This window comes from Thermococcus sp. MAR1, assembly GCF_012027305.1.
Classification (GTDB): domain Archaea; phylum Methanobacteriota_B; class Thermococci; order Thermococcales; family Thermococcaceae; genus Thermococcus.
Window position 1 is genome coordinate 1 of the sequence record NZ_SNUF01000048.1, and the last position, 387, is coordinate 387.

Sequence of the window (387 nt, forward strand, 5' to 3'; positions counted from 1 at the left end):
CTCCTTTTATATCGACGAAATGAATTTACATCTATAATTTCTCCCGGCAGGAAATGATACATGATTATTGGGATGTTTTTTAACGGAATCATATCATCAACTGGGATGTAAATGAGAAGAAATTCAGCAAGATCTTGATTAGAAAAGAGCTCTAAGAATTTTTTCTGGCTAGTTGAGAATTCCACGCGGGCTTGGGGCTTGGTACTCTTTGTTTCTACCACTATTAGTCTTTTAACGTCTATAACTGGCAACTTGAATGTCTTTCTTATTTGTAAACTTTTGGATCGTGAACTGACGTTAATCTTCTTTTCTCCCACGACATCAAGAGCAATGATTATGAAATCTGGGGCATATTTGCTCTCTTTTAAGATGTTGTAAAATTTTAAT

The 387-nt window shown here is 34.9% G+C and carries 1 protein-coding gene; it reads right to left on the minus strand.

Annotated elements, in window-relative coordinates:
* Nucleotides 1-251: hypothetical protein (locus E3E25_RS11540; RefSeq protein WP_206204744.1), on the minus strand; the 251-nt coding region annotated here is incomplete at its 3' end.
* Nucleotides 252-387: the final 136 nt, after the last annotated feature.